Annotated in this window: 2 protein-coding genes; both read left to right on the top strand. The window is 71.4% G+C overall.

Annotated features, from left to right (window positions below; genetic code table 11):
• The first annotated feature begins 155 nt into the window (after positions 1-155).
• Positions 156-1,124, top strand: coding sequence for an ABC transporter ATP-binding protein (locus ACFU99_RS41650; protein WP_384403432.1), 969 nt, complete (start codon positions 156-158; stop codon positions 1,122-1,124).
• Between the two features lie 90 nt (positions 1,125-1,214).
• A complete protein-coding gene (locus tag ACFU99_RS41645) occupies positions 1,215-2,003 on the top strand; it encodes an ABC transporter permease (RefSeq protein ID WP_384403429.1) in 789 nt (262 codons plus the stop codon).
• Positions 2,004-2,115 lie beyond the last annotated feature (112 nt).

Genomic DNA, 2,115 nt, shown 5'->3' with positions numbered 1-2,115 from the left:
GTACGAGCCCGTGGCCGGCCGCCTGCGCACGCCGCGCGAGTCCGCCGGACGACCTGACGAAAGTGGGGGTCGGATCCTGCCCAAGGTGTCCTGACCACGTGCTCACCGGCCCGTAGCGTCCTTCTCACGCACCGCCGGAGAGGACATGGACCACGATGCTCACCCTTCAGGGCCTGACGAAGAGGTACGGCGAGAAGACCGCCGTCGACCAGCTCACGCTGGAGGTCGCGCCCGGTAAGATCACCGGATTTCTGGGGCCGAACGGCGCCGGGAAGTCCACCACGATGCGCATGATCCTCGGTCTGGACCACCCCACCTCCGGCACCGCCCTCATCAAGGGAAAGCGTTACGCGGACCTGGCGCACCCGCTGCGCGAGGTCGGGGCGCTCCTCGACGCCAAGGCGGTGCACCCCCGGCGCACCGCGTACCAGCACCTGCTGGCGATGGCCCGCAGCCACGGCATCGGCGCCAAGCGGGTGGACGAGGTGCTCGGCGTCGCGGGGCTCGGCGAGGTCGCCGGGAAGCGGGCCGGGTCCTTCTCCCTCGGGATGGGGCAGCGGCTGGGCATCGCCGGGGCCCTCCTGGGCGATCCCGAGGTGCTGATGCTCGACGAGCCGGTCAACGGCCTCGACCCGGACGGCGTGCTGTGGATCCGCACCTTCCTGCGCTCGCTGGCCGCCGAGGGCCGCACCGTCTTCGTCTCCAGCCACCTGATGAGCGAGATGGAGCTGACCGCCGACCGGCTGGTCGTCATCGGCAAGGGCAAGCTCATCGCCGACGCCCCGATGGCGGACATCCTCTCCCGCAGCTCCCGGAACTCCGTCACGGTGCGCGGCCCCGAGGCCGAGGGCCTGCACATGCTGGCGAACCGGCTGCTGGAGGAGGCCGCCGACGTGGCGTGGCGGAGTTCCAACGAACTGGTCGTCACCGGCCTGAGCGTGGAGCGCGTCGGCGACCTCGCCCACGAGCGGCATGTGCGGCTCCATGAACTGCGCCCTGTCGAAGCCTCGTTGGAGCAGGCGTACATGGAACTGACCTCAGGGAGCGTCGAGTACGGAGAGCAGCAGCACGCCGTGCTCGGCGAGAAGCCGGCCCAGCAGGGGGAGCGGGAACTTGCCGTCTGACCGCCGCACCACCGCCCAGCCCTACCGCACCGCCCAGTCCTACCGAACCGCCCAGTCGCACCGAACCGACCAGAGAGACCGCGTCCGATCATGAGCTCGCTGACTACTTCCCCCGCGACCGCGCCCCGCGCCACACCCCGGCCCTCCGGCGGCGGCCTGCCCGGAGCCGTGGCCGCCGAGTGGACGAAGCTGTGGTCGCTCCGCTCGACCTGGTACTTCCTCCTCACCGCCGCGGCCGTGATGGCCGTGACGGCCGGGTGCATCGGCACCGTCACACACGACGCGACGGCCTCCGTCGCCCGCCCGGCGACCCTCGCGACCGTCTACGGCGTCGAGTTCGTCGTCGCGGCCCTGGCGATGCTCTCCGTCACCGGCGAGTACGCCACCGGCAGCATCACCAACACCCTTCAGTGCGTGCCCAACCGGGCGCGCATGCTGGTGGCCAAGAGCATCACGCTGGGCGGCGTCGCCTTCGGCGCGGGCATCGTGCTGGCCGTCATCGGCGTGGCCACGGGCGGGGCGGCCATGGACGCCTCCACCTTCGAGATGTCCTATGTGGTCGGCCAAGTGCTGGCCATCGCGCTGCACTTGGCGCTGCTGAGCGTGCTGACCATCGGGCTGGCGGCCGTCGTGCGCAGCTCGGCCGGCGCCATCACGGCGCTGTTCCTGCTGCTGCTCATCGTGCCGATGATCCTCCAGTCGATCCCCGCCGACTTCTTCACCGACCTGGCGCAGTTCATGCCGCAGGCGGCGGGCTCGCAGTTCATGGCGGACGAGGCCGAGCTGTACGGGCCCGTCACCGGGCTGCTGATCCTCGTCGCCTGGGCCGCCGCGTTCCTGACCGCGGCCACGGTCGTCCTGCGCCGCCGCGACGCCTGAGCGCCGCGGACAGCAAGCCGGCTGGACCGGCGCTTTACTCCCCCGGAGGCGCCGGTCCAGTCCGTTCCTCGGAGCGAGAGCTCCGAGGGGCCGCTCAGTCGTCCTCGTCCAC

The sequence above is a fragment of the Streptomyces sp. NPDC057654 genome, from assembly GCF_042800135.1.
Lineage (GTDB): Bacteria > Actinomycetota > Actinomycetes > Streptomycetales > Streptomycetaceae > Streptomyces.
Note: the sequence above shows the minus strand (reverse complement) of the source record. Positions and strands in the feature narration are given on the sequence as shown.

Excerpts from the sequence above, each read along its gene's own strand:
- ACFU99_RS41650 (WP_384403432.1), top strand. The coding sequence starts at position 156 with ATGCTCACCCTTCAGGGCCTGACGAAGAGGTACGGCGAGAAGACCGCC.
- ACFU99_RS41645 (WP_384403429.1), top strand. The coding sequence starts at position 1,215 with ATGAGCTCGCTGACTACTTCCCCCGCGACCGCGCCCCGCGCCACACCC.